At 62.4% G+C, this 24880-nt stretch carries 24 protein-coding genes; 4 read left to right on the forward strand and 20 right to left on the reverse strand.

What is annotated here, in order from left to right:
- Positions 1-30: 30 nt before the first annotated feature.
- Together panC and panB are read right to left on the reverse strand one after the other, a co-directional pair.
- Positions 31-873 (reverse strand): pantoate--beta-alanine ligase, encoded by an 843-nt coding sequence (gene panC, locus EGN72_RS18050; protein ID WP_127050159.1) that lies wholly within the window; start codon positions 871-873, stop codon positions 31-33.
- Positions 870-1709, reverse strand: a complete 840-nt coding sequence (gene panB, locus EGN72_RS18055; protein WP_127050161.1) for a 3-methyl-2-oxobutanoate hydroxymethyltransferase — start codon at positions 1707-1709, stop codon at positions 870-872. Before panB ends, panC begins: the two co-directional genes overlap by 4 nt.
- A 170-nt stretch (positions 1710-1879) precedes the next feature.
- On the opposite strand from panB, the gene EGN72_RS18060 reads away from it, so the two are divergent.
- Positions 1880-2230 (forward strand): cupin domain-containing protein, encoded by a 351-nt coding sequence (locus tag EGN72_RS18060; RefSeq protein WP_127050163.1) that lies wholly within the window; start codon positions 1880-1882, stop codon positions 2228-2230.
- Between the two features lie 76 nt (positions 2231-2306).
- On the opposite strand, the gene EGN72_RS18065 is transcribed toward EGN72_RS18060, so the two are convergent.
- Together EGN72_RS18065 and EGN72_RS18070 are read right to left on the reverse strand one after the other, a co-directional pair.
- Positions 2307-3128, reverse strand: a complete 822-nt coding sequence (locus EGN72_RS18065; RefSeq protein ID WP_127050165.1) for a L,D-transpeptidase — start codon at positions 3126-3128, stop codon at positions 2307-2309.
- 230 nt (positions 3129-3358) lie between these two features.
- On the reverse strand, positions 3359-4582 hold the full coding sequence (locus tag EGN72_RS18070) for an aminopeptidase P family protein (RefSeq protein ID WP_127050167.1): 1224 nt from the start codon (positions 4580-4582) through the stop codon (positions 3359-3361).
- A gap of 246 nt (positions 4583-4828) precedes the next feature.
- On the opposite strand from EGN72_RS18070, the gene EGN72_RS18075 reads away from it, so the two are divergent.
- On the forward strand, positions 4829-5569 hold the full coding sequence (locus EGN72_RS18075; protein ID WP_127050169.1) for a glucose 1-dehydrogenase: 741 nt from the start codon (positions 4829-4831) through the stop codon (positions 5567-5569).
- Between the two features lie 9 nt (positions 5570-5578).
- Here the strand turns inward: EGN72_RS18075 and EGN72_RS18080 are convergent, their stop codons facing one another.
- The 3 genes from EGN72_RS18080 to EGN72_RS18090 are packed head-to-tail and all read right to left on the reverse strand — an operon-like array spanning position 5579 to position 8675.
- A complete protein-coding gene (locus EGN72_RS18080) occupies positions 5579-6274 on the reverse strand; it encodes an ATP-binding cassette domain-containing protein (RefSeq protein WP_127050171.1) in 696 nt (231 codons plus the stop codon).
- Positions 6274-7449, reverse strand: a complete 1176-nt coding sequence (gene devC, locus EGN72_RS18085; RefSeq protein ID WP_127050172.1) for an ABC transporter permease DevC — start codon at positions 7447-7449, stop codon at positions 6274-6276. Before devC ends, EGN72_RS18080 begins: the two co-directional genes overlap by 1 nt.
- Positions 7446-8675, reverse strand: a complete 1230-nt coding sequence (locus EGN72_RS18090) for an HlyD family efflux transporter periplasmic adaptor subunit (RefSeq protein WP_127050174.1) — start codon at positions 8673-8675, stop codon at positions 7446-7448. The genes devC and EGN72_RS18090 overlap by 4 nt, the downstream gene beginning before the upstream one ends.
- A gap of 71 nt (positions 8676-8746) precedes the next feature.
- Here EGN72_RS18090 and EGN72_RS18095 point away from each other — a divergent pair, with 71 nt between their 5' ends.
- Positions 8747-9370, forward strand: a complete 624-nt coding sequence (locus tag EGN72_RS18095) for a TetR/AcrR family transcriptional regulator (RefSeq protein WP_127050176.1) — start codon at positions 8747-8749, stop codon at positions 9368-9370.
- On the opposite strand, the gene EGN72_RS18100 is transcribed toward EGN72_RS18095, so the two are convergent.
- From EGN72_RS18100 to EGN72_RS18110, 3 genes are all read right to left on the reverse strand, one after another.
- Positions 9345-10169 (reverse strand): NlpC/P60 family protein, encoded by an 825-nt coding sequence (locus tag EGN72_RS18100; protein WP_127050178.1) that lies wholly within the window; start codon positions 10167-10169, stop codon positions 9345-9347. The two genes, EGN72_RS18095 and EGN72_RS18100, sit on opposite strands and share 26 nt — an antisense overlap.
- Entirely contained in the window at positions 10166-11557 is a 1392-nt protein-coding gene (locus tag EGN72_RS18105) for a M17 family metallopeptidase (RefSeq protein ID WP_127050180.1), read from the reverse strand. The genes EGN72_RS18100 and EGN72_RS18105 overlap by 4 nt, the downstream gene beginning before the upstream one ends.
- A 148-nt stretch (positions 11558-11705) precedes the next feature.
- The gene (locus EGN72_RS18110) at positions 11706-12089 is read right to left on the reverse strand and encodes a hypothetical protein (protein WP_127050182.1); all 384 of its coding nucleotides are present in this window, start codon (positions 12087-12089) and stop codon (positions 11706-11708) included.
- A gap of 137 nt (positions 12090-12226) precedes the next feature.
- Between EGN72_RS18110 and EGN72_RS18115 the strand changes: the two genes are divergently transcribed.
- On the forward strand, positions 12227-12874 hold the full coding sequence (locus EGN72_RS18115) for a carbonic anhydrase (protein WP_127050184.1): 648 nt from the start codon (positions 12227-12229) through the stop codon (positions 12872-12874).
- A gap of 72 nt (positions 12875-12946) precedes the next feature.
- Here the strand turns inward: EGN72_RS18115 and EGN72_RS18120 are convergent, their stop codons facing one another.
- From EGN72_RS18120 to EGN72_RS18165, 10 genes are all read right to left on the reverse strand, one after another.
- Complete coding sequence (locus tag EGN72_RS18120; RefSeq protein ID WP_127050186.1) at positions 12947-14713, reverse strand: DUF4139 domain-containing protein; 1767 nt, start codon at positions 14711-14713, stop codon at positions 12947-12949.
- Between the two features lie 112 nt (positions 14714-14825).
- A complete protein-coding gene (locus EGN72_RS18125; RefSeq protein ID WP_127050188.1) occupies positions 14826-15848 on the reverse strand; it encodes an aspartate-semialdehyde dehydrogenase in 1023 nt (340 codons plus the stop codon).
- 304 nt (positions 15849-16152) lie between these two features.
- Positions 16153-16863, reverse strand: a complete 711-nt coding sequence (locus EGN72_RS18130; RefSeq protein ID WP_127050190.1) for a DUF2971 domain-containing protein — start codon at positions 16861-16863, stop codon at positions 16153-16155.
- A 386-nt stretch (positions 16864-17249) separates the two neighbouring features.
- Entirely contained in the window at positions 17250-18416 is a 1167-nt protein-coding gene (locus EGN72_RS18135) for an MFS transporter (protein WP_127050192.1), read from the reverse strand.
- Between the two features lie 124 nt (positions 18417-18540).
- Positions 18541-19776: an MFS transporter gene (locus EGN72_RS18140; protein WP_127050194.1), complete on the reverse strand. Its 1236-nt coding sequence runs from the start codon at positions 19774-19776 to the stop codon at positions 18541-18543.
- A gap of 97 nt (positions 19777-19873) precedes the next feature.
- A complete protein-coding gene (locus EGN72_RS18145) occupies positions 19874-21763 on the reverse strand; it encodes a beta-galactosidase (protein WP_127050196.1) in 1890 nt (629 codons plus the stop codon).
- Complete coding sequence (locus EGN72_RS18150; RefSeq protein ID WP_127050198.1) at positions 21760-22605, reverse strand: SMP-30/gluconolactonase/LRE family protein; 846 nt, start codon at positions 22603-22605, stop codon at positions 21760-21762. The genes EGN72_RS18145 and EGN72_RS18150 overlap by 4 nt, the downstream gene beginning before the upstream one ends.
- On the reverse strand, positions 22602-23204 hold the full coding sequence (locus EGN72_RS18155) for a 2-dehydro-3-deoxy-6-phosphogalactonate aldolase (protein WP_127050200.1): 603 nt from the start codon (positions 23202-23204) through the stop codon (positions 22602-22604). Before EGN72_RS18155 ends, EGN72_RS18150 begins: the two co-directional genes overlap by 4 nt.
- A complete protein-coding gene (locus EGN72_RS18160) occupies positions 23201-24115 on the reverse strand; it encodes a 2-dehydro-3-deoxygalactonokinase (RefSeq protein ID WP_127050202.1) in 915 nt (304 codons plus the stop codon). Before EGN72_RS18160 ends, EGN72_RS18155 begins: the two co-directional genes overlap by 4 nt.
- Positions 24112-24876, reverse strand: a complete 765-nt coding sequence (locus EGN72_RS18165) for an SDR family NAD(P)-dependent oxidoreductase (protein WP_127050204.1) — start codon at positions 24874-24876, stop codon at positions 24112-24114. The genes EGN72_RS18160 and EGN72_RS18165 overlap by 4 nt, the downstream gene beginning before the upstream one ends.
- Positions 24877-24880 lie beyond the last annotated feature (4 nt).

The following is a 24880-nucleotide window of genomic DNA, read 5'->3' on the forward strand; positions in this document are numbered from 1 at the left end:
AACGATTTTTCAACGAAAAATCGTAACCGCTTACACCGCGATATTGTCGATCATGCGCACGCCATCAATCCGGGCCGCCGCCAGCATCCGGGCGGGGGCGTCCAGCGTCGAGACCCGCTCCAGCATCGCGGCAGAGCGGAGCTCGATATATTCCACCTCTTCGAACCCGGCCGCCAGAATCTCGGCCCGCGCGGCCTTCATCGCCTTGGGCACGGCCACACCGCCACGAATGGCCGCCGCCGCCGTTTGCATCGCGGCGTAAAGCGCGGGGGCCTTGGCCCGGCCCGCCGCTGTCAGCCGCACATTGCGCGATGACATGGCAAGCCCGTCCGCCTCGCGGATGGTTTCACAGCCAATCACTTCAACCGGGATGTTCAGATCGGCGGCCATGCGACGGATCACCTGCAATTGCTGCCAGTCCTTCTGCCCGAAATAGCCACGATCCGCCTGCGTGATGCCGAACAGCTTGGCCACCACCGTCGCCACCCCGTTGAAATGGCCGGGGCGATGCGCGCCTTCCAAAGGGCCGGAAACGCCCGACACCGAAACCTTGGTCGCAAACCCATCGGGATACATCTCGGTCGGTGCAGGCACAAAAACCACATCCACCCCCAAAGGCGCCAACAGCGCGGTATCGGCGGCCTCTGTCCTTGGGTATTTCGCCAGATCTTCCAAATTGTTGAACTGCTTGGGGTTGACGAAAATCGTCACGATCACGCGCTGACACTCGGCTTGCGCGGCGCGCACAAGGCTCAGATGCCCGTCATGCAGCGCGCCCATGGTCGGCACCACGCCCACCACCTCGCCAGCGGCTTTCCAGCCCGCGACAACCCGGCGCAGCGCCGCAATCTCGCGCAAGACTTGCGGTGTCACGGTTTGGTCCCTTTCGCGGGCAGCACATCGGGAAAGGAATGTTCCGGCCCCGGAAAGCTGCGCCCGCGCACCTCCTCGGCATAGGCGGCAATCGCCTTGGAGGCCTCATCCCCCAGATGGCCATAGCGTTTCACGAATTTCGGGCGGAAATCGGTGAACAGGCCCAGCATATCGTCGATCACCAGAATTTGCCCGTCACAGCCCACACCCGCACCGATCCCGATGGTGGGAATCGTCAACTGTTCCGTGATGCGGCGCGACAGGCCTTCGGGTGTCTTTTCCAGCACGACCGAGAACGCCCCCGCCGCCTGCACCGCCTCGGCATCTGCCATCACGCGCGCGGCTTCATCGGCGCGGCCCACCACCTTATAGCCGCCCAGCGTGTTCACCGCCTGCGGCGTCAGCCCGATATGCGCCATCACCGGCACGCCGCGCGCGGTCAGAAAGGCAATCGTTTCGGCCATATGCTGCCCGCCTTCCAGCTTGATCGCAGGTGCGCCGGTTTCGCGCATTAAGCGGCTGGCGTTGCGAAAGGCTTGCTGCGGGCTTTCCTCATAGCTGCCAAAGGGCATATCAATCACCGGCATCGCGCGCGTGATCCCGCGCATCACCGCCTGACCATGCAGGATCATCATTTCCATCGTCACCCCGATGGTCGAGGGCAAACCATGCAGCACCATGCCCAGACTGTCGCCCACCAAAACCACATCGCAATGCGGGTCGGCCAGTCGGGCAATCGGCGTGGTATAGGCTGTCAGGCAAACCAGAGGATCCCCCCCCTTGCGGGCCAGAATATCAACCGGAAGGGTCGGGCGAACGGGTGTTGATGCGCTCATGTCTCTCTTGCTCTCCCTCAAGAGGAATGGTTTTCCCCTTATACCGCCCCGCCCCAGAACGCACCAGCAAGAATCTTGCGCGCCGGGCCAAAGCGCCCGCTTTGCGCTTGACCTTGGCGCGGACAAGCCTTTGACTTTGCAAGATCACACATAACAACCCGGATTTTCCTATGCCCCATGCCCCGCTTCTGTTGCCGCTGTCCTGGGATGGCGTCCCGCCCGAAACAGCTCGGCCTGCGGCGGAAAAGGTGCTGGCGGGTGACCCCGTGCATACCACCTGGAACCTTGAGGACAGCGATGGGCTGTATTGCGGTATCTGGCAATCCACGCCGGGCAAGTGGCGCGTATCTTATGCGGAATGGGAATATATCCGCATCCTGCAAGGCGTCTCGGTGCTGACAGACGCGACGGGCAAAGCCGTGACCTTGCGCGCAGGCGATAGCTGGATCATCCGCCCCGGTTTTGAAGGGACATGGGAGGTGCTGGAAACCACCGTGAAGGATTATGTGATCCGGTTGTAAACCGGGGTTGGGGCCGCGCCCAAGAAAAAGGCGGCCCCAAAGGGACCGCTTTGATGCCATGACTTTGCGCCCCGCCTTACAGCGGCACATTGCCTTCATCTGCGCCGGGCACCGTGCCATCGCGCGGATCATCAAAGATCGGCGGCGGATCAGCGGCGATTGCCTCTTCGCTATAGATCAGATCAGGATCGACGCGGCGGGCCGGAACCTCTACCCCGCGGTTGAAGTTTTCCGGGTCAACCCGCAGCGATTCCGCCTCGGACCGCACATGCACCCGCGTGCCAATCGGCACCATTTCATACAATGCGATCACATCATGGTTGAACATGCGGATACAGCCGGCAGAACTGGAGTTGCCGATGCTGTCCAGCGCATTGGTGCCATGGATGCGGTAGAACGTATCGCGCCCGCCCTTATACAGATACAGCGCCCGCGCGCCCAAGGGGCTGCGCAACCCGCCGCGAATACCGCGCGCAAAGGGGCCATAGATTTCCGGCTCAGTGCGCAGCATGTTCTTGGTCGGGGTCCATCCCGGCCACTTCTTCTTGACCTGAATCGTGCCTTCGCCCGCAAAACTGCGCCCGGCGCGGCCTGCCCCGATGGGAAAGCGCACGGAATTGGCCCCTTCGCGCACGAAATACAAAAACTTGGCATAGGGGTCGACGTCAATCGTGCCGGGGGGCTGTTCACCCAGATAGGTGCCGGTGATCCGCCGGTTGACCCCTTGCAGATATTCTGTCGGCACGGCTGCCAGTTTATAGCCGCTGTCATAAATCGGGCCATAGCCTTCGACGAAACCTGCGCTTGGTGCAGGGGCCTCGGGTGCCGCGCAGGCACCCAACAGGGCCGACCCTGTCAGCGTCAGAAAGGTGCGGCGATTCACGGGAAGTTGGGTCACAATGCGCTCTCGTCAGTTAATTCGCGTTACCGCAGCACGGCCATTTCTACCCGGCAAGGTCAAGGGATTCGGCCGGATTAAGAAACCCTTACCACAGAAAAGCGGGGGAGCGTTGCACTTGTGAACCAGTCGGCTCGCCCGCAGGGCAGACGCGACAAGCGCCGCCGCCACGCGCCGCCCCGATTGCCAAAGCCCCAAAGGCAAGGCAATCGGGACGGGGAAAGGGGGCCTTAGCCCACCACGTTGAACTCCGGGCCGTAAGGATAGGCGGTGATGTTTTCATTCCCGTCCTCGGTGATGACCAGAATGTCATGCTCGCGGTAGCCGCCCGCACCCGGCTTGCCATCGGCAATCGTCAGCATCGGCTCCATCGAGATCACCATGCCGGGTTCCAGCGCGGTGTCGATATCCTCGCGCAGTTCCAGCCCGGCCTCGCGGCCATAGAAATGCGACAGAATCCCAAAGGAATGGCCATAGCCAAAGGTGCGGTATTGCAGCAAATCCCGCTCGGCCAGAAACGCATTGATCTGCGCGGTCACGCCCGAACAGGTCGCGCCCGGCTTCAGCAGGCTCATGCCATATTCATGCGCCGCGACATTGGCCTCCCAGATCTTCAGGCTGGCCTCATCGACCGTGCCCAGAAACATCGTGCGCTCCAACGCGGTGTAATAGCCCGAGATCATCGGAAAACAGTTGAGGCTGAGGATATCACCCTTCTGCAAAACACGCCCCGTGACCGGGTTATGCGCGCCATCGGTGTTCAACCCCGACTGGAACCAGACCCAGGTGTCGCGGTATTCGGCCTCGGGAAAGCGCTTGGCAATCTCCAGCTCCATCGCATCGCGGCCCGCCATGGCCACGTCAATCTCGCGCAGGCGCTTGCCCTTGCCCGCGATCAGACAATCGCGGATGGCATAGCCCCCCACATCGGCCACCTGCGCCCCGTGCCGGATCAAGGCCACCTCGGCCTCTGATTTCACCATGCGCTGCGCCATGGTCGCAGGCGCAATATCCATCCCGCGCGTGGGTTTCAGAAAATGGTTCAGCTTTTCAGATTGCATCAGGGTCAGATGGTCGCCCTCGCACCCCACCGATTTGCCATTGCCCACAACCCCGGCCACCACGCGCCAGAAATTGTCGCGCTGCCAGTCGGTATAGGTGATGTTGTCGCCAATGCTGCGCCGCCACGGCTGGCCCGCATCAATCCCGGCACTGACCGTCACGCATTGCGTGGGCGTCACAACACAGGCATAGGGCCGCCCAAAGGAACAATACAAAAAGCCCGAGTAATAGGCGACATTGTGCATAGAGGTCAGCACAATGGCATCCAGCCCATGCATCTCCATGATATCGCGCAGCCCTTCCAGCCGCGCCTCATATTCCTCGGGGGCAAAGGGCATCGCGTCCTTGCTGCCATTGTGAAAACGGTAATTCTCGGGACGGGTAAGCGTCATCGTCAGACCTCATGTGAAAAGGGGCCGCACCGCGCCAGACCCCCGAAAAGGCCCCGGCGTACAGGACGAAAATTTTGGGCCAGCGCTGCATCTGCCGCCCCGCAACGACGCCATCGCTGCTGCGCCATCCTTGCCGCTTTCGGCCGCCCCGCGCAAGCCCCCCTTCCTGCACAGCGCTGCAATTTCATTTTGGCATAAATACCTCATTCCGCCCTATGCTACAGGCGCAACGGGAAGGGGATCGCAATGCGACTGGCACAGAAACGGGCAATCGTAACGGGGGGCGGCTCGGGCTTTGGCGCGGGTATCGCGGCCAAATTCGCCGCCGAAGGCGCGCAGGTCATCGTCGCCGACATCAACGAAACAGCCGCCGAAGCCGTTGCCCTGCGCATCGGCGGGCAGGCGATACAGGTCGATGTGGCGCGCAATGACAGTGTGGCCGCGATGATCAACGCGGTGCAGGCCCAGCATGGCCGCATTGATATTCTGGTCAATAACGCGGGCATCACCCATCTGCCCAAACCGATGGAGGAGGTGACCGAAGATGAATTTGACCGCGTCTTGGCGGTGAATGCCAAATCGGTCTATCTGACCGCGCGGCATCTGGTGCCCTTGATGAAAGCCGCCCGCCAAGGCGTCATCCTGAATGTGGCCTCCACCGCTGGCGTCTCGCCCCGGCCCCGGCTGAACTGGTATAACGCCTCCAAAGGCTGGATGATTACCGCAACCAAGGCGATGGCGGTGGAACTGGCCCCCTTTGGCATCCGCATCAATGCCATCAACCCGGTGGCAGGCGAAACGCCGTTGCTGGCCAGTTTCATGGGCGAGGATACGCCGGAAATGCGCGCGAAATTCCTGTCCACCATCCCCTTGGGCCGGTTCTCCACGCCCGAGGATATGGGCAATGCCGCCTGTTTCCTCTGCTCGGATGAGGCCAGCATGATCACCGGCATCGCGATGGAGGTGGACGGCGGGCGCTGTATCTGACCCCCGCGCTCAGGGGTTCGTGTCGTTGACGATCCGGCCTTCTTCCAGCGTGATGATACGGTCGGCAAGTTCCATGATCCGGTTGTCATGCGTTACCATCACGGTGGTGACGCCACGGCTTTGGCCCAGCGCTTTCAGCATCTCGACCACCACACGGCCCGAATCCTTGTCCAGCGCTGCGGTTGGTTCATCGGCAAAGACCACCTCGGGGTTGGATACCAGCGCACGGGCCACGGCCACCCGCTGCTTTTGCCCGCCGGACAGATTGGCAGGCAGGTAATCCAGCCGATCCGCAAGGCCCAGCAGCCCCAGCATGTGCCGTGCGGCGCCTTGCTGCTTGGCAGCATTCCCCGGCCCATGCACCTGCAACCCCATCAGCACATTCTGCATCGCTGTCAGGCTTTCATGCAGGTTATGCGCCTGAAAGATGAACCCCAGACGGCGGCGCAACTGCACCAGTTGCGCCTCGGTCGCGCCGTGCAGCGCATGGCCCAGCAGGCGCACCTGGCCTTCCTGCACCTCACGCAGGCACCCCATCAGCGTCAGCACCGTGGTTTTGCCCGACCCGGAGGGGCCCATCAGAATGGTCAGCGTGCCGCGTTTGATCGACAGGTTCAGATCAAAGATCGCCTGTTTGCGCGCCTCGCCTGTGCCGAAATAATGGTTCAGCCCCTGCACCGCGATGGGAAAATCTGCGCCCGCCATCAGAACAGATCCGCCGGATCAGCCGCCGCCAGCCGCCGCGTGGCAATCGCCCCTGACAGGGTGCAGGCCCCCAAAGTGCCCACAAAGACCAGCACCGCGCGGGTTGCATCCATGGCCACCGGCAGGCCCGTCACCGCGACCAGCCCGGCATAAAGCCCCATCGACACCACCAGCCCCGGCACAAAGCCAAACACCGCCAGCACGATCGCCTCCTCGAACACGATGCCAAGGAAGAACCGCTGGCCATAGCCCATGGCCTTGAAGGTGGCATATTCGCGCAAATGGTCCGCCACATCGGTGGACAATACCTGATAGACGATCACCAAGCCCACCAGAATCCCCATGAACACGCCAAAGCCAAAGATGATGCCCGTGGGCCGCTCGGTCGCCATGAAGGACAGATCGGCGGCGCGGGCCTCGGCCACGGTTTGCACCTTGACCACGGCGGCGGGCAGCGCGGCGCGCAACCGTTCCGCCACGATATCGGGCGACAGGCCATCGCCCACCCGCAGCAAGATATGATCCGGCGCGCCGCTGCTGCGACTGCCGAAAAACCGCAGGAAGGTCTGATCCGATGTCACCATCATGCCATCGGCCAGAAACCCACCCCCGACCGACATGGACCCCACCGCCGTCAGCGTTTTGCCATTCGCCTCAAAGGTAAAGCTGCCGCCACTGGCCAGACTGTCCAACGCTTCGGCAGGCATGCCGCGCGTGTCCTTGTCCAGCAGCACGGTGTTTTCCAACGCCAACCCTGCCACGCTGGGGGCCAAGGCCGGTGCCATAAACCCGGCTTTTGCAGCATCCACGCCAAAGCTGAGCAAGGACACCGAACTGCCATCCTCCAGCGTCAGCGGCAGATTGCCAATGAACAACGGGGTCGCCGCCACCACCCCCGGCACGGCCAGCGCCTGATATTGATAGGTGCGGGCGATATTGCCGCTGTCGGTCAGGGTATTCCCCTCTTGCGAGGACAGGATGATATCGGCGTTCAGCAGCGCATAGGGGGCCACGGTGGAATTGTTCAGCGCGCCCATGATGCCAAGCTGCATGAAGACCAGAAGATTGGCAAAAGCCACCCCCGCCACCGCCGCAATCAAGCGCGTGCGGTTATGCGACAGTTGCAACCAGCCAATCGGCAAGCGCCCGAACAGCGCGGTCAGCAGCCGGATCATTCGGTCCGCCCCGGATCAATGCCCGCATCAATCCGCACGATGGTTTCCAGATTGGTGTAATTGCGCGCCAAGGCGCTGCTGGTTTCGTCCAGCGTCACGATCACATCCACCACCCGAGCATCAGTATTTTCCGCCGGGTCGCTGGAGGTGATGGATTGCCGCCCAATCTCCAACCCGATGGCGGTGACGCTGCCCGTCAATTCCTGCGCGAAGGCTTCGGCAGAAACCTTCACCGGATCACCGATGGCCACGCGCCCGATCAGGGTTTGATAGACTTCCACCTCAACCGTCATTTCCGAAGTGTCGCCCAGATCAATGATCCCCGCCGATCCGGGCCGCTCACCCGCGCGGGCGTTAATGTCCAGCACCATGCCCGCGATGGGCGCGCGGACGAAGGCCCGCTCCAGATCCTGCGTTGCGCGGGCCAGATCCACCTCGGCGGCGGCCAGATTGGCCTCGGCCACGGCAATATCGGCCTGCGTGGTTTCCCCCGAGGCATAGCGTGACAGCGTGGCGATGGCGCGTTCCACATCGCGGCTGGCCTCGGTGGCGCGGGCGACGGCTGTATCCAGATCGGCGCGGGTGGCAACGCCGCGTTCAAACAGCGATGTCACGCGACCGCGGTCGGTTTCCGCAGCGGCGGCGGTGGTCTGCGCCCGCTCAAGCGCGGCCTGCGCCTCCTCTCGGCTGGCGCGGATGGTGGCTTGGGTTTGTGCAAGGGTGGCCTTGCGCACCGCAATCACCGCCTTCGCTGTCGCAATCCCGGTTTCAAGCTGGCCCAGATTGTCCAGCACCGCCAACACATCCCCCCGCGCGACCTGATCGCCCACCGCGACGCGAATTTCGGCCAACCGGGCATCACCCGCGCCCGAAGGTGTCGCAACCGAGATCACATCGCCTTTCGGGATCACCCGGCCCAGTGCCACAACATCGCCTTCGCTGACAATCGCCACTTCTTCCTGCGCCTTGACCTTCTGGATCGCCACAGCAATCGGCGTGTCGGTGCCTGCACCCGGCTGCAAACCTGTGACCCCAAAAAAGACGCGCAGGCCGGGGGGCTGGAAATACATGCCGATCACCGCCCCGGTAAACAGCGTCAGCATCAGCAGCGGCACCAGCCACAGCTTTGTGCGTTTGCGCGGCGCGGCCTGACCCGCCGCCCCCTGATCTGACGCCTTGCCATTATCGACCAAGGGCAATTCCGGCGCTTGCGGGTCTTTGGTCATCGGCTTGTCCTTCCGGCTCGACAGTTACTGACATATATGTCATTAAAGCCCGCAAACGCAAGGCCAGCCAAATGACAGAACCGCAACGCCGCCGCCGCAAAGACGCCCGCCCCGAAGAAATCCTGTCGGCGGGACTGGCAGAGTTTGGCGAAAAAGGCTTTGCGGCGGCCAGCATCGGCAGTATCGCCGCGCGCGCGGGCATCGCGCGGCCCACGGTTTATCTGTATTTCACCAGCAAGGACGCGATATTTGAGGCCGCCGTGATGGACCGCATCGGCGGCATGGTTGCCCGCGCAAATGACATTCTGGCCGATGATGCGCCCTTTGACGAAACGCTGGAACAGGTGCTGCGCAACTATTACGACCGGATCGTCGGCACCGATGCCGCTGTGCTGATCCGGGTGCTGGTGGCCGAAGGTGGGCGCTTCCCACAGCTTGCAGCCTTTTTCCGCAGCAAGATGCTTGGCTCGGTCGAAACACTGCTGGCGCAACTGGTGGCCAAAGGCATCGCGCGCGGCGAGGTGCGGCCAGAGGTGCAGGCGCTGGACCTAAAGGTGATCATCGCCCCGGCTGTGTTTTCCATCATCTTCGGGCTGATCTTTGGCCCCATGCCAAGCGAGGCGCGGGACCGGTTTATCCGCTCTCACCTCACGATCATCCTGCACGGGCTTAGGCCAGACGCCGCCGCGCCGTAACCGCGCCGCCGTTACTGTCGCGGATACGGGCAATCGCCTCCTCGGCGGGTTCAATGACGGTGGCCATGAAGGCCCCGGTGGCATGGATCATCAGATCCGCATCCACCATCATCGCCACATGCCCCTTCCAGAACAGCAGATCACCGCGTTGCAAGGGCGCGCCTTCCGGCACCTCTTGGCCCAGCGCCTGCTGCATATCGCTGTCACCGGGGCAGGCCCGCCCGCAGGCCAGTAGCGAAAGTTGCACAAGGCCGGAACAATCCAACCCCGCATGGCTGTTGCCGCCCCAAAGGTAGGGCACGCCCAGAAACAGGCCCGCCACCTCGACCGGGTCGCCATACCAGCGGCCCAGCATCTGCAAATGGCTGGCCGGCACAAAGCCATGCGGCGTTTCGGCAAATTGCCCGCTTTGCCCCAGCACGCGCAACCGGCTGCCAAAGCTGATGCCCACCGACTGCGGGGCCTGCGCGCGCGGTTCGGAATAAAGATGGCTGGCAGGTGCTGCGAGCCAATGGCTCACCTTTGTCGGCTCACACAGCGCGCCTTCGGGGATATAGCCGCAATAGCCATCCTTGCTGCTGCGCCCAAAGGCGAAACCGTCCCGCTCCTCTATCACGTCGAACCCGTCACCCAGCAAAAGCTGGCGGTCGCGCGGGCCATCGGGGCTGCGCAACAAATCGACCACGGGCACAGCCACCTCATTGGGTATGGCATCGGCGAATTGCGGAGCCTCCACCTGCCCCTCCAACGAGATATGGGCCACACGGTCATTGGCAAAGGTTAGACGACGGTCGGTCATAGCGCACCCCCCAACAGGCCCGGCAAGGCCGCCAGCAGCGCCCGCGCACCCTGGCCCACACCGCCTTTGGGCCGGGCGGGCGCGGCTGCGGGCTGATGGCCGTAAATATCGAAATGCACATAGGCCGGATTGGCCACAAAGCGCCGCAAGAACAGCGCCGCCGTGGTCGACCCCGCAAAGCCGCCTGACGGCGCATTGTCCAGATCGGCAATGCCGGGTTCGATCATCGCCTCATACCCCGGCCACAGCGGCAAGCGCCAAACCGGATCGCGCGCAGTCCTGCCCGCCTGCGACAAGGCATTGGCGAAACCGTCATCATCGGTGAAAAACGGCGCAAGGTCGGGGCCAACCGCCACCCGCGCCGCCCCCGTCAGCGTCGCCATGGAGACGATCAGATCGGCCTCCCCCTCATCCGCAAGGGCAAGCGCATCGGCCAGCACAAGGCGGCCTTCGGCATCGGTATTGTTCACCTCAACCGTCAACCCCTTGCGCGAGGTCAGGATATCGCGCGGCCGCATCGCAGAGCCTGAGATCGCGTTTTCCACCGCCGGGATCAGCACCCGCAAGCGCAGCTTCAGGCCCAGCGCCATGATCATATGCGCAAGGCCCAGCACCGTGGCCGCCCCGCCCATATCCTTTTTCATCAACAACATGCCGGAGGAAGGCTTGATATCCAGCCCACCGGTATCAAAACACACCCCCTTGCCCACCAGCACCAGTTGCGGCCCGGCATCGCCCCAGCGCATATCCAGCAAGCGCGGCGCGCGGGTCGAGGCGCGGCCAACCGCGTGGATCATCGGAAAGTTCTGCACCAGCAGATCGTCACCGCGCACCACCGTAACACTGGCGCCATGCGTCTCGGCCAGCGTGCGGAACGCGACCTCCAGCTCATCCGGGCCCATATCCGACGCGGGGGTGTTGATCAGATCGCGCGTCAGGCATTCCCCTGCGGCGATGATCGCCAGTCGCTGCGCATCGACCCCTTGCGGGGCTTTCAGGCGCGGCAAGATCGGCGCGGGCTTGCCGGGGCGGTAAGCATCAAAGCGGTATTGGCCCAGCAGCCACGCCAGCGCGGCCTCATCCGCCTCCTCAGGGGACAGGTTGCCATCAAGATGCCAATCACCAGCAGGCAAGGCCGTTGCCGCCGGAGCCAGACCAAAGCGCGTGCGTTTGCGCGCGGTTTCCGACCCATAGCCGATGACAGCCGCCGCAACATGGCCCTGCGCATCCGGCAACAGCCGCAGATCACCCAAGCCCGCCTTGAACCCGGTGGCCGCCAGCCACGCCCCGGTGGCCGCAGGTTGCGCGGCAAGCCACGCGTCCAGATCAGGTTCCGCCACGATATGCAGCGGACGAGACACCGCATCGGCAGGGGCAAATTCGGGCATAAGGCAGGCTCCTCCAGCAAGATCATTGCTGCCAAGCCTACGGTGTTTTTCGCCGCGCCTTAAAGCCTAAATCAGGGCCAGACAAAGAAATCTTTGCACCCGTTGCCTTTCGCCGTTCCCCCCGCAACCGCCTTGGCAAGACCCAGCATCAGCGCTGCTGATCCAATGTGGCCCTGTCCGTCGCAAGCGAGCTTTCGGCCACCCGGATCAACCGCGCCCAGACGGCGGAAAAAGCCGTCAGGTCGCCGCCTTCCAGACAGGCGCGCACGTCACAGGCCACGCGGCCAAGGCTGACAAGGCCCAACTGTTCCGCCATGCGTTCCAGCCGCCGTAACTGCCGCGCCAGATTGGCGGTTTCCTTGCCGCGCACCTGATCGGCAAGCCCCGACATCGTCAGCGCCAATTCGCCCAGCGCGCGCGTCACCACTTCTTCCGCCGCAGCGGTGCCCATGGACCGGTAAATCAAGGCAATCGGTTCTGCATCCTGGCAAATCCTGTCCTTGGGTCGAAAATTCAATATCGTCGCGGTCATAACACCCATGCCTCCATTCACACCCAAGGCCAGTTTCCGCGCTGGTGCTGAAGAAAAGGTTGCGATCAGAACAGGAAACCCCTCGAATTTTCGTAAAGCCCCGCATAAGAGAGGGGAGAGAAGAACAGGAGTGCCCGATGAACCACGCCAAACTGCTGCCCTCTTACCTTATTCAGCGCTATCACGGCTGGAAGGCAACGGCCTATGCCGAGAACAAGGCCTGGTATCGCCGTTTGGCGGAATCCGGCCAGCACCCGCGCGCGATGGTGATTTCCTGCTGCGACAGCCGCGTGCATGTCACCTCGATCTTTGGCGCGGATGAGGGCGAGTTTTTCATTCACCGCAATATCGCCAATCTGGTGCCGCCCTATACGCCGGATGGCAAGAACCACGGCACCTCTGCCACCATCGAATATGCGGTTCAGGCGCTTGGCGTGGCGCATATCGTGGTGCTGGGCCATTCCAACTGCGGCGGCGTCAAGGGCTGCCATGACATGTGCTCGGGCCATGCGCCGGAACTGCTGGAGGAATCCAGCTTTGTGGGCCGCTGGATGGATATTCTGCGCCCCGGCTATGAACGCGTTGCCCATGTTGATGAAAGCCTGCGCGCCCGTGCGCTGGAAAAGGAAGCGGTGCTTGTCAGCCTTGAAAACCTGATGACCTTTCCTTTCGTCAAATCCGCGGTGGAGGATGACAGGTTGACCCTGCACGGGCTTTGGACCGATGTGGGCGAAGGCGGGCTGGAACAATACGACGCCCAGCAAAAGGCGTTTGTCAGCGTCTGATACGGCTGTGATATGCTGTAGTCTGCTGGGGGGCAAACCGGGGGCAGCCAATGCCCCCAGACCCAAACCGCGTTAATACCGCCCGCCGTTCAGCACCTTACCCTCGGGCCAGCTTTCCTGCGTGGTCAGCGAGATCACCTGCGTCGATTGCGCCGGAACCGTCAGATCCCATGCCAGCACGCCGCGCCGCCCATCGACATCCTGTTCGCTGACAGGCGGGGTCGCGGTAAAGGTGATCTGCAAATCCTCCTGCTCGGAATAGGGGATGGTATCCATCACCCGCACCGGCCAATCCTCGGCTGTCAGGTTCTCGATGCTCAGGCGGGCTTCCTCGACAATCTGGTTGGATTTGGTGAACACCCCCCGGTCGCCTTCGGCCCGGCTGGGCAATGTGCGCTTCAGCCGCAAACCTTCAATCGCACCAAAGCCAAGCGTTGCTACCGCCTCGGGGGCCAGCGGCTCCAGCATCGTGCCACCGATGAAGGCCCCGTCGCGCGTCAGAAACGCGGGGCCGGGCAGCAATATCTGGCCGCTGCTATTGCGGAATTCCGCCATCAGAAACGCGGTCGCATCGGCCCGAGGGATCGCCCGCGCCCGCGCATCAGCGTCAAAGACCAACTGATCCAAGCTCAACCGCAGGTTCGTCACCCCATCGGCAATATCGACGGGCTGCGGATAGGTATAAGTCACCGTATCGCCCTGAAATGCCACCGTGGTCTTGGCAAAGGCATCGCTGACGACCATCGGTTCCGCTGCCACCGGGGCCAGCGCGCCTGCTTCCAGACTGCGCTCTGTCTCAAAGCTTTGCGGGTCGTCGATCCGGTGCAATTGCGGCCACAACTCTGACGGAGAGGCCAGATTGCCGGGCTGCGCGGTGGATAGCGTCAGCGCCACCCCCTCCCAATCCTCGCCGGTGGATTGCGACACCAGCAGCGACCGGTCCAGCACGAGTTTTCCGGTCTGCCGCGTCAGCGCAATGTCATAAAGCGGCGACCAAGTGGCGGCAGGCATGAACTGGTTGATCTCAATCGTGGCAGGGCCCGGCGTTTCCACCGAAATCGCCAAGGACAAGGCGGCATAATCGTCGCGCGGGGCGGTCAGCGCCTGCAACGCGGCCTCTGCCTTGGCCCGCGCCTCTTGCGCATCGCGCAGCGCCCGTTGTGCGGCAGGCAGGTCCGCCCGCGCGGCAATCGCGGTTTGCGAGGCGGCCAGCACCTCGGCCCCGATCATGCGGGCGGTGGCTTGCAGCATCTCGGTGTCGGCCTTGGCATCACTGGCCCCCAGACGGCCCAGATAGGCGATCTGCGCCTGCGCCGCCTCGATCCGCGCAGTCACCGCATCCAGCGCCAGTTGCGCCGTGGTTTCAGCATCCTGCGCCGCCTCCAACGCCGTTTTGGCAGCGGTATATTCGGCCGAGGGCGCAAGGTCAGGCCGGGGCGGCAGACGGTCTGTCCGCAAGGCATAGGCCCCGATCTGCACCGCCGCTGCCGCCGTCAGCCGCAGGGTTTGCGGGTCGGTATATTGCGGCAAATCGGTGATCAGCAAATCATGCAGCCCGGCAGGTGCGTCAAATTCCACCCGCCGCGTCAGCATCGCCCCCTCGGGGTAAACCGTGACCGCCGTGATCTTGCTGCCGGCCTGCAAGGTTTCGGCCTGCAACGGCGCGGCAAGAAGCAGTGAAAACAGACAAATGACACGACGCATGAAAACACCCTGATCTGGAATACACGCCCAGCTTAGCGCCCCTTGCAAAGCGCGCAAGCCATCGCAGCGCCGGGTGGCGGGAAACAGCCCGAATGAAAACGCCCCGCCCGGATCAGGGGCGAGGCGTTGGGACATATCAGGAAAAAGCAGCGCATTTTATCCGGCGCGGTGCGGTGGCTCCGCGCGTGATCTGCTCAAAACGGTCCACTGGACCGTTTTGCCCCCGGCCTCTGGCCGGGGTCGCAGATCACCCCTTCTTCAAGCAGCGTTGGCCCAGCACTTCGGCGATCTGCACCGCGTTCAATGCAGCACCCTTGCGCAGGTTGTCCGACACGCACCACAGGCTGATGCCGTTATCAATCGTGCTGTCCTGACGGATGCGGCTGATGAAGGTTGCGTAATCGCCCACACATTCCACCGGCGTCACATAGCCACCGTTCTCGCGCTTGTCGACAACCATGATCCCCGGCGCCTCGCGCAGAATATCGCGGGCCTCATGCTCGTCCAGAAACTCCTCAAACTCGATATTGATGGATTCCGAATGGCCCACAAACACCGGCACGCGCACACAGGTCGCCGTGACCTTGATGTTCTTGTCGAGGATCTTCTTGGTTTCCGCGACCATCTTCCACTCTTCTTTGGTGGAGCCATCGTCAAGGAACACATCAATATGCGGAATCACGTTGAACGCGATCTGCTTGGTGAACTTCTTGGGCGGCTGGTTGTCGGTCGGGTTGTAGATGCTCTTGGTCTGATCCCACAGCTCATCAATGCCTTCCTTGCCGGCACCCGACACGGATTGATAGGTGCTCACCACCACGCGCTTGATCTTGGCGCGGTCATGCAAGGGCTTCAGCGCCACAACCATCTGCGCGGTGGAGCAGTTGGGGTTCGCGATGATATTGCGCTTGGTATAGCCGTAAACCGCATCGGCATTCACTTCCGGCACGATCAACGGCACATCGGCGTCATAGCGGTAAAGGCTGGAGTTATCGATGACAACGCAGCCCTGGCTTGCGGCCTTGGGCGCATAAACCTTCGTCGCCTCCGAGCCGACAGCAAACAGCGCAATATCCCAGCCGGTGAAGTCAAAGGTGTCGAGGTCTTTGCATTTCAGGGTCTGGTCACCAAAGCTGATCTCTGTCCCCATGGATTTGCGCGACGCCAGCGCCACAATCTCATCCACCGGAAACTCGCGCTCAGCGAGGATATTCAGCATTTCGCGGCCCACGTTCCCCGTGGCCCCAACGACAGCGACTCTATAGCCCATCATGGCCTCCATTTATGCGGTCAGCGCGCCATAACGCAAAGGCGCGGCAGGGGGAAGGGGGCCTGCGCCGAGGGCCGGAAACAGTGCCCATTTTGGCGCAATGTGCAGGGTGGCTGAAACCTGTGCAGGGCAAATGGCTGGGACAGGCCGAAGCCGAACATCAGGCAATGTGCAGCGAATGGCGGGTTTGCGCCCTGAGTTTCCGATGCTGCGGTTTGTGCGAGCAGCGGCGATGCGAAGGAAGCGGCCCTTGGCAAACGACAAACCTCAGTTGTGCCGAAAACAGGAACTTCAAAGAGTTCAACTATTTTTTCAGGCTTGAATGTAGTTGTGGGACCATCTCAAATCGGCGAAACGATGGGCGGGCTGTGGTAAATTTAACATTGTCCTCAGGGCGAAGAAGTGTCCTGAAGGTTTCGGAGGTATGGATCGAATTAACGCCGAATATGACTTCTCTAAGAACAAGATTTGTGTCGAAATTAGCGAAGAATAGTTCGCCCAGTTTCGTTTGCTTCATCTTCTTTTCTTCGCCGGAAAGCGAAAACCAGCAGCGCCACTCTTGCTCATAAGACCAATGGCTACTCTTGGTCTTGCGAGCGATTTCGACCATGCTCGCGTTGTACGCGGCATCGGTAAAGACGCGCTCATTCATCGGGTGCAGCTGATCAACATATTCGATTCTTTCAGCAAATGCAGCGTCATCATCGCGAAGAATGGGAATATCAAACCCGAGACAAATACCTTTATGGTTGTTTGCATAGTGCCCCCACATTGTCGGCACAGACCAACTCTTTGCGAACGAAATAAACCCTTGCGTCATGGAGTGTGTTTCTATCGCCTTGTTCCAAGCCAGACGGCGCAACCGCCCCTGTTCGCCTTCGCCAAAATCAAATGGCCGGAGTTCGAATACGTCGTTAACAAGACTAGGGAAGGACAGTTTCAACCGGCGTTTTTCGACGTTTTCTTTCCCCCATTGATCGTTGGTAAAGTAATAAAGTCTCACCGTTTTTGACATCGAGTTGCCTTCTCCGGACTGGTAGTTTCAGCGCTAGTTCTGGGCTGTAAGGAGTCAATTTTCAATCCGCCCCTTCTTGGTGTCGCGTTTGGCAGAATGCTGTATCAAGAACTTCTTAGGTCAAAGTCCGCTCCGTCCGCATACTTGCCATTGCAAAGACCGTAATCGAGGTCCGGATTGAGTCATAAATGCTCTGCGTTTGCGTCAGTGTTGCAGAAGATGGCCCTGCCCATCTTAAAACGCCCGTAGGTCGGGGTTCACCTCGACACTGCCCCCGGAATGACGCGAACACCCACCCCCACCCGCATTAAAAATCAGTTAACAAAAACCACGACACGCCTTTAAATCAAAGCCTTACCAAATGAATCGCGCGCGATTCTGCGGCTCTAATCCACACGATCCTCGGCAAACAGATAGATCACCAACCCCAGAACCATCGCCAGCGCAAAGAACCCGAAAATCGCGACATAGCCTGCCTCCACACTGACAGCGGCGGCCTTCAGATGCCCGGTATAAACCTGCGCCAAACCGGTCGCCCCGATACCAAACAGGTTCATCACCGTCACCCCGCGCCCCACCAGATGCGCCGGAAAAAACGCCCGGCCATGCGCCATGACCATGGGAAAGGACGCGCCGAAAAACCCGATCCCGGCCAGCAAAAGCGCGGCAAAACCCATGCCCTGCCCGGGGGCCGCCCAAAGCACCAGCAAAGCCACCGCAACGATCGCGTTGCCGCCAAAAATCAACCATTTCCGCGTGCCCAACACCCGGTCCAGCGGGCCATAGGCAAGGTTTCCCAAAACCATCGCCACCCCCATCGCCAGCGTCACCCGCCCGATACCGCCCGCGTCCAGCCCATAAATATCGGCCATATAGGGGCCCACCCACAGCCCCCGCAGCGCGCCCGCAGGCAGGTAATTCACCGCCATGATCGGCAAGATCAACCACAAGGCCCGGATGCGGAACACATCCAGAACCGACCCGCGCGGCCCCACCGTCAACCGCACCGGATCGCGGACCAGAATGGCAATCCCAAGCGCCACCAAAAGGCTGATCGCGGCCAAGCCCCACAAGGTTCCACGCCAGCCCAACAGCTCCACCGCATAGGCCAACGGCAACGAACTGGCGATATTGCCCAAAGAGCCGATGCCAATCACCACACCCGCCAAAGTGCCAAAAACCGCAGGCGAAAACTCCCGCGCGAAAATGTAGTAATTGGCCATCAACACAGGCGAACACCCAACCCCGATCAGAGCCATGGCCAGCTTCACCTCCAACGCGCTGCCCGCCAGCGCAAACAACACCGCCCCACCAGCCCCGCCCAAAGCAAACAAAACCGCCGAGGTCAGGCGCGGCCCTACCCGGTCCAGCGCCACCCCAACCGGAATTTGCATCGCCGCAAAGGTCAGAAACCACAGCCCCGAGGCATCTGCCAGATCCCCGGCAGAGATACCGAGATTCGCCATCAGAACCGGGCTCATCACAGCCAGAAAGGCCCGGTAGAACTGGCTCAGCACATAGGCCAGAACCAGACTGAAAATTCCCGCCTTCATCCCCACTCCCATTTCATCTTGGCTTAAATACCTGATACCGCGGCCACCACGCCCCACCGATCAAAGGCCGGGCCGCGACAGCGCCGCACATGGGGGTTCGATGCCCCCATGGGCGGCTCCCCCCTCACGCCACCGCCAAATTCACCCGTTTTTCCCTGATCGGCAAATGCACCAGCGCGGAAAACGCGCCCACCCCCACGCCAATCCACCAGACCAGCGTATAATCGCCCGTCAGGTCATACATTTTGCCACCCAGCCAGACCCCAAGGAACGACCCAAGCTGATGGCTGAAAAACACAAACCCGTAAAGCGTGCCCATATAGCGCAGCCCGTAAAGATGCGCGACAAGGCCCGAGGTCAGCGGCACCGTCGCCAGCCACAAAGAGCCCATCACAAGCGAAAAGATCAGCACAGTCGCAGGCGTCATCGGCAACAGAATGAACGTTGCCGCCGCAATCGTGCGACCCGCGTAAATCGCCGCCAGCAGGTATTTCTTGGAATAGCGTTTGCCCAGCCAGCCTGCATAAATCGCTCCGGCGATATTGGCGATGCCGATCACCGAAATCGCCACCGCGCCAAGGATCGAGGTGCTGGAAATCCCGATCCCCGCCAGATAGCCCGAAGGGTCTATCGGGCCGCACATCTCGGTTACAAAGGCGGGGAAATGCGCGGTGATAAAGCCAAGCTGATAACCGCAGGAAAAGAATCCCACGAAGATCATGATATAGCTGGGGTCGCGAAAGGCGCGGGTCAGCACTGTGCCAAGACTTTCCTGCAACTCTACCTTGCTTGCCGTGATCGGCGCGCGCAAAAACGGCAGTGCGAACAGCACGCACAGGATCAGCACCGCAAAGATCAGAAACACCGTCTGCCAGCTATAGCTTTGCAGCAAAAACTCGGCCGTAGGGGCACCAAACACCTGCCCCGCAGACCCCGCAGCCGTGGCAATCCCCAGCGACAGGCTGCGGTTTTCATCCGATGTGGCCCGGCCCACAATCGCCAGAATGACACCAAAGCCCGTGCCCGCGATGCCAAAGCCCACAAGGATTTCCAGCAACCAGTGCTGCCCCGGCGTCACCGCCATCGACGACAGCACCAGCCCCAACGCATAAAGCAGCGCCCCCGCGATGATCGCGCGGCGGTCGCCAAAGCGTTCGGCCAAAGCGCCAAAGATCGGCTGGCCCACGCCCCAAGCAAGGTTCTGAATCGCAATCGCCATGGAAAAATCGGCGCGCAACCAGCCAAATTCCGTCGCAATCGGAATCTGAAACACCCCGAAACTGGCCCGGATGGCGAAATTCACCAGCAAGATCGCACAACCGGCAATCAGAACGGGGGTGAACAGGGCAGATTTGGTCATGGCAAAGCTCCGGGAAGTCAGCCCGGAACCTTTGCGCGGCGGGGTGCAGCGGGTCAATCGTTGAATTGTGTCGGGTGCAAACACAACCCGTGATGGATCAGTCCCACGCAACCCCGGCCGGTGGCAGGGTCCGCCCGGCAAAATCGGCGGGCTCGGCCCCATAGTTGAACCAGAACCGATGCGGCCCGGATTGGCGGCAGCGCAGGCCTTCGGGCAGCGGCGTGGCCTCTATCCCTTGGCTGTCGCACAGCGCGGTCAATATCCGCGCCAATGCCGCCTCATCCGGCAAGCCTGCCAGATAGTGCAACCCGCCTGCGGCAACCAAGGCGGGCCAGCCATCGGCGGTTTCCTCGACCACCTGCGCCGCGCCTTCCAGCTTTTCGCGCCACAGCGTGAAAGCCCCCCCGCGCGCCAGCGGCACAGGCAGATCGGGGGGCAAGGTTTCCACCCGCGACACCACCGCCGCCAAGCCCGGCAGGTTCGGCGGCAAAGGGGTCGGGATACTGAACTCCGCCGTCTTGGCATTGCTGCGCGGGCCAATCAGGGACGCACCCTGATGCGCGGCAAGGGCGGCCAGAAGGGCTGGCGGCAGCGTGGCGATGGCCGGGGCCAAAACCAGCTTATAGGCCGACAGATCGGCAGTCTCGGGCGGCAGGATATCCACCGACAGGCCCAGCTTGCGCAGCCCTTTGTAAAAGGAAAAGGCGATGTTGAAATAGTCAAAGCCACGGCCCTGCGGCTGCGTGGCCCAAGCCCAGGCGCTGCCATAATCAAAGATCAGCGCGACCGGGGCGGCGGTGGTTTCCACCTCTGGCATGGCGGCCAACTCGCGCGCAACTTCGGCAGCGGCGTGATAGGCGGGCGCGGGTTCACTATCGGGGCGCAGCATACCTGCGTGCATCTGTTCCTGTGCAAAGGGCGCCTGACGCCAGCGGAAATAGCACACCGCCTCGGCCCCATGGGCAAACGCCTCCCACGCCCAAAGCCGGGCCATACCGGGTGCGGGGTCGGGGTTGTAGGGGGCCCAATTCACCGGGCCGGGTTGTTGTTCCATGATCCACCAACGCCCCCGCCCGACAGCGCGATAAAGGTCATGGTGGAAGGCCTGAAAATCCGGGTCGCCTTGGCGGGCAAAGGCGCGTTTATGGTCGGCGCTGGCCGCGATCCGGTCTGACAAAAAGCCCAGCGGGTAGCTGTCCCATGTGGCGATATCCAGATCGGCCCCGGTCGCGAAATGGTCAAAATCCACCACCGCGCCCATATAGTTATGCGATATCGGCGCGGGCGAGTGGCGGCGGATGATCTCTGTCTGAACGCGGTTGAAGCGCGCGACCTGATCGGATGAAAAGCGGCGGAAATCCATCACATGCGCGGGGTTCGCCTCGGTCACGGTCAGGTTGGGCAGGCCAACCTCGGCAAAGTCGTGATATTCCATCGACCAGAACACATTGCCCCAGGCCCGGTTCAGCGCATCGGGGGATTGGTATTTCTGCGCCAGCCAATCGCGAAACGCGTCCCGCGCGGCATCGGAATAGCTGACCGTCGTGTCATGGCAGCCATATTCATTGTCGGTTTGCCACGCGGCCACCTTCTGGCCATAGCGCTTGGCCAGTTCCGTGGTGATCCGGGCAGATTCGGCGCGATAACCTGCATGGCTGAAGCAATAATGCCTGCGCGAGCCAAAGCCCCGCGGGCGGCCCTGCGCATCCAGCGCCAGCATGTCGGGGTGACGGTCCAGCATCCAGCGCGGCGGCGTGGCGGTGGGCGTGCCCAGCACCACTTTCAGCCCCTGCCCGGTCAGGGTGTCAATCGCGCGGTCCAACCAGCCCCAGTCATACTGGCCGGGGGTGGGTTCCATCCGGCTCCATGCAAATTCACCGATGCGCACCCATGTCAGGCCAATCTCGGCCATGCGGGCGGCATCCTCGGCCCATTGCGCCTCGGGCCAATGTTCGGGGTAATAACAGGTGCCAAGCGTGCGTTTCATAGTCTGACCTGTGGTTCATCGCGGCCCTGCCCCACGCCTTGCAGCGCAAAGGTCTGGCCCGCCTGCGGGAATTGCGCCAGTGCTGCGGCATCCATGTCTTGCGTGGCCGAAGTGACGTAAAGCGTGCTGCCCGCAAAGGCGGGGCAAGTGATATGGGGCGCGGGCAGCGGGTGGTGGCCCAGCTTGCTGCCATCGGGGGCAAAGACCGCCACGCAAGACGCCCCCCAAAGCGCCAGCCACAGATTGCCGGCGGCATCCGTCACCGCGCCATCCGGGTTCAGCCCCGCGTCGCGCAGATCAAGGAACACTTCGGGCACGGCATCGGGCCAGCCTTCGGAATCCAGCGCCACACGGTTGACGATCCGGGTCGTGGTATCGGTGAAATAGGCGGCGCGGCCATCCGGGGCAAAGCAGATCGCGTTGGGGATGGTGATATTGGGGAAAAGCTGCCGCAGTTCGCCTTTGTGCAGACGGTAAATCGCCCCGGCACCCGCCTCTGCCGCCTTGCCCATCGTGCCGATCCAAAAGCCGCCCATCGGGTCGGCGCGGCCATCGTTGGAGCGGGTGACGCGGTTGTCAGCCTCTAGCAGCGCGACGGTTTCGCAGGCGGTGCTGGACAGATTGAACGTGGACAGCGCGGTTTCCGAGGCGATCAACAGCGTATCGTGATCCACCCATCCCGCCGCCGAAACCATTTCGTCGAAATGCCATTCCTCGGGGCCTGCATCGGACAGGGACATCAGGCGCTTTCCCAGAATATCAAACCAAAACAATTGCTTGCGCAGCGGGTGCCACAAGGCCCCTTCGCCCAAGGCGCATTGGCGTCCGTCAAAGACCGTCATCCCAGCGCATCCCATGCCGCCACCAGCGCGCGGGCGCGGGTGGACACTTCGGCCACCGACATGCCGGGCGTATAAAGCGCAGAGCCGATGCCAAAGCCGTTCACACCCGCATCGCGCCATTGCGCAAGGTTGGACAGGCCCGCCCCGCCCACGGCATACACCTTGGTTTGCGGCGGCAGAACCGCGCGCATCGCCTTCACCCCCGAAGGCCCGATGATAGAGGCCGGGAAAATCTTGAGCCCGGTCGCCCCTGCCGCCAGCGCGGCAAAACATTCCGTCGGCGTCAGCGCGCCGGGCCAGCTTTGCATTCCGGCGGCGATGGTGGCCCGGATCACAGCCGGGTCGGTATTGGGCGACACCACCAGCTTGCCCCCCGCCGCAGCCACTTGCGCCACCTGTTCCACCGTCAGCACCGTGCCCGCCCCGATCAGTGCGCGGTCGCCAAACGCCTGCGCCATGGCCGCGATAGAGGCGAACGGGTCCGGAGAGTTCAGCGGCACCTCGATCGAGGTCAGCCCGGCGTCGATCAGGGCCTTGGTGATGGGCAGCGCCTCGGCAGGGGTGATGCCGCGCAGAATCGCGATCAGAGGGCGGGTCATAGCGCACCTTTCAGTTTGGACAGGCCAGCCAGCGTGCAATCCGCCGCCGTCAGGGTGGAGGGGGCAAGCCCTTGGGCGCGCAAGGCACGGGCATAATGGTCGCACAGGGTTTCGGCCCCGATCAAGGTCACGGGTTGGCCCAACCAATAGGGTTTGGCGGCGGCCAGTTCGATCCCGATCAAAAGGCCCGACAAACGGCTGCGGGCCACGATGGGCGCAGCATCTGTCAGCAGGCTTTGGGCGCGCAGGGTGAACAGGCGCGCGGCAATCCGTTCGGGGCGCGACAGGGCATCCGACACAGCGGTATCAAACGCGGCATCGTCGAACCCCTCCGCCGCGATGGAATGGCGCAGCACCGATTGCGTGGACAGCAGGGCAAACAACTCTCCGGTCATGAAGGTTTGAAAACTGACCACCTCACCCGCGCTGACATGGACCCATTTCGAATGGGTGCCGGGCAAGCAGAACACGCCGTCAAATTCCGGGTGCAGGGCCAGCGCGCCCGCGATCTGGGTTTCCTCGCCGCGCATCACATCGGCGGGGCTGTCTTGGCGCAGCCCCGGCGCGATATGCACCGTGATGCGGCTGTCTTTTGTGGCCACGCGGGTCAGCGCATCGGCGGCAACAGGCGTGCAAGGCACCGCGCGATATTTCGCCTCGGCCCAGCCTTGACGCGAGCCGACCATGCCGCAGGCGATGACCGGGGTGACGGGGGCTGTCAGCCACGGACCGATCAGCGCCAGCAGCGCCGCCTCAAACTGGTCGGGTTTCAGGCTGCCCATGCCATCGGCACTACCCGCCTGTGCCAAGGGGCCAGCGCCGCCCATGGCCGTGGCGCGCAGATGGGTCGTGCCCCAATCCACCGCAATCCATGCGGGCGCTTGGGGCAAAGGGTGCGCGGGCTGGCTCATCCCGTCACCACTACGCCGCCGTCAATCACCAGCGCCTGCCCGGTCATCATTTTCGACGCGGAGGAGGCAAGGAACAACACGCCGCCCACGATATCCGCAGGTTCCAGCGCATCCTTCAGGCATTGGCGATCCAGATGCGCGGCAAGGCCTTCGGGCGTGACCCAGAGGTCTTTTTGCTTTTGCGTCAGCACCCAACCGGGGGCCAAAGCATTGACGCGGATACGGTCTGGCCCGAATTCCCGCGCAAGGCTGCGCGACATCCCGTTGATCGCGGAGTTGGCCGCCGTATACAGCGGATAGCCCGCGTTCCCCATCATGTAACTGATCGACGAAAAGTTGATGATCGACCCACCGCCTGCTGCTTTCATCCCCGCCACCACGGCCTGCGCGGTGAAGAAATAGGCCTTGAGGTTGATATCCATCATCCAAGTATAGAAATCCTCGGTCACTTCGGCGGTGCTGTGGCGTTTGTCATTGGCGGCATTGTTGACCAGCGTGGTGATGGGGCCATGCGCCGCTGCGGCCTGCGCGATGGCCGCTTGCAGCGCCGGGATATCGGTGATGTCACATGGGATGAACAGCGGGCGGCTGCCCGTGGCCTGCGCCATCTCCTCGACAAAGGCGCTGGCATCGGACCGCTGCACAAAGGCCACCTTTGCCCCTTGGCGCAAGAAGCCTTCGGTCAGGGCCGCGCCAATGCCAGAGCCGCCCCCGGTGATGAAAACGGACGTGCCGGAAAGGTCGGTATAGGTTGCGGTCATGGCA

The sequence above is a fragment of the Pseudorhodobacter sp. E13 genome (assembly GCF_003991405.1).
In the GTDB taxonomy this organism is placed as follows: Bacteria; Pseudomonadota; Alphaproteobacteria; order Rhodobacterales; family Rhodobacteraceae; genus Pseudorhodobacter.

Coding starts and splice junctions, on each gene's coding strand:
- panB (WP_127050161.1), bottom strand. CDS start 1,709: ATGAGCGCATCAACACCCGTTCGCCCGACCCTTCCGGTTGATATTCTG.
- EGN72_RS18060 (WP_127050163.1), top strand. CDS start 1,880: ATGCCCCATGCCCCGCTTCTGTTGCCGCTGTCCTGGGATGGCGTCCCG.
- EGN72_RS18070 (WP_127050167.1), bottom strand. CDS start 4,582: ATGACGCTTACCCGTCCCGAGAATTACCGTTTTCACAATGGCAGCAAG.
- EGN72_RS18075 (WP_127050169.1), top strand. CDS start 4,829: ATGCGACTGGCACAGAAACGGGCAATCGTAACGGGGGGCGGCTCGGGC.
- EGN72_RS18080 (WP_127050171.1), bottom strand. CDS start 6,274: ATGGCGGGCGCAGATTTTCCCATCGCGGTGCAGGGGCTGAACCATTAT.
- devC (WP_127050172.1), bottom strand. CDS start 7,449: ATGATCCGGCTGCTGACCGCGCTGTTCGGGCGCTTGCCGATTGGCTGG.
- EGN72_RS18090 (WP_127050174.1), bottom strand. CDS start 8,675: ATGACCAAAGACCCGCAAGCGCCGGAATTGCCCTTGGTCGATAATGGC.
- EGN72_RS18095 (WP_127050176.1), top strand. CDS start 8,747: ATGACAGAACCGCAACGCCGCCGCCGCAAAGACGCCCGCCCCGAAGAA.
- EGN72_RS18100 (WP_127050178.1), bottom strand. CDS start 10,169: ATGACCGACCGTCGTCTAACCTTTGCCAATGACCGTGTGGCCCATATC.
- EGN72_RS18105 (WP_127050180.1), bottom strand. CDS start 11,557: ATGCCCGAATTTGCCCCTGCCGATGCGGTGTCTCGTCCGCTGCATATC.
- EGN72_RS18110 (WP_127050182.1), bottom strand. CDS start 12,089: ATGACCGCGACGATATTGAATTTTCGACCCAAGGACAGGATTTGCCAG.
- EGN72_RS18115 (WP_127050184.1), top strand. CDS start 12,227: ATGAACCACGCCAAACTGCTGCCCTCTTACCTTATTCAGCGCTATCAC.
- EGN72_RS18120 (WP_127050186.1), bottom strand. CDS start 14,713: ATGTCCCAACGCCTCGCCCCTGATCCGGGCGGGGCGTTTTCATTCGGG.
- EGN72_RS18125 (WP_127050188.1), bottom strand. CDS start 15,848: ATGGGCTATAGAGTCGCTGTCGTTGGGGCCACGGGGAACGTGGGCCGC.
- EGN72_RS18130 (WP_127050190.1), bottom strand. CDS start 16,863: ATGTCAAAAACGGTGAGACTTTATTACTTTACCAACGATCAATGGGGG.
- EGN72_RS18135 (WP_127050192.1), bottom strand. CDS start 18,416: ATGAAGGCGGGAATTTTCAGTCTGGTTCTGGCCTATGTGCTGAGCCAG.
- EGN72_RS18140 (WP_127050194.1), bottom strand. CDS start 19,776: ATGACCAAATCTGCCCTGTTCACCCCCGTTCTGATTGCCGGTTGTGCG.
- EGN72_RS18145 (WP_127050196.1), bottom strand. CDS start 21,763: ATGAAACGCACGCTTGGCACCTGTTATTACCCCGAACATTGGCCCGAG.
- EGN72_RS18150 (WP_127050198.1), bottom strand. CDS start 22,605: ATGACGGTCTTTGACGGACGCCAATGCGCCTTGGGCGAAGGGGCCTTG.
- EGN72_RS18155 (WP_127050200.1), bottom strand. CDS start 23,204: ATGACCCGCCCTCTGATCGCGATTCTGCGCGGCATCACCCCTGCCGAG.
- EGN72_RS18160 (WP_127050202.1), bottom strand. CDS start 24,115: ATGAGCCAGCCCGCGCACCCTTTGCCCCAAGCGCCCGCATGGATTGCG.
- EGN72_RS18165 (WP_127050204.1), bottom strand. CDS start 24,876: ATGACCGCAACCTATACCGACCTTTCCGGCACGTCCGTTTTCATCACC.